The 448-nt window shown below is 56.2% G+C and carries 1 protein-coding gene; it reads left to right on the top strand.

Annotated elements, in window-relative coordinates; genetic code table 11:
- A partial coding sequence (locus tag Q5Y71_RS17225) for a hypothetical protein (protein WP_306043297.1) occupies window positions 1–448 on the top strand: 448 nt, incomplete at both ends.

Below are 448 nucleotides of genomic sequence, written 5' to 3'. Positions count from 1 at the left end.
TGCCGGCCCCAATGCGGTAAGCCGTGCGACCATCGACGGCGTGGCCCACAGCCTGCACTACGACGCCAACGGAGCCATAGAACGCTACGATGCCGCTACAGGCGACGACAAATGGATCCGCTGGAATGCGCGGCAGCTGCCCACGGAAATTGTGCTGGGCAGCAGCCAGAACGACAACACTCCGACCGCCAGGGACCGCTTTAAATACGGCCCCAATGGCCAGCGTTTCTATCGTGAATCCAGCTGGATGGAAGGCGACCAACTCAAAACCGAAAAGGCTTATATTATCGGTAACTTTGAAGAGGTCTGGCTCAACCATGACGCGTTAATTGACAGGGTTCATCGTACTAGTTTGAGTGGTTCGGTCCAGCATGTAGTTATTCATGAGCCCACGGGTGCCACCGCTGAGTATCAATACCTGCACCGGGATCACCTGGGCTCTGTAGAG

The sequence above is a fragment of the Microbulbifer sp. 2205BS26-8 genome, from assembly GCF_030731025.1.
Classification (GTDB): Bacteria; Pseudomonadota; Gammaproteobacteria; order Pseudomonadales; family Cellvibrionaceae; genus Microbulbifer; species Microbulbifer spongiae.
This window is presented reverse-complemented; position numbering and strand designations above follow the sequence as displayed.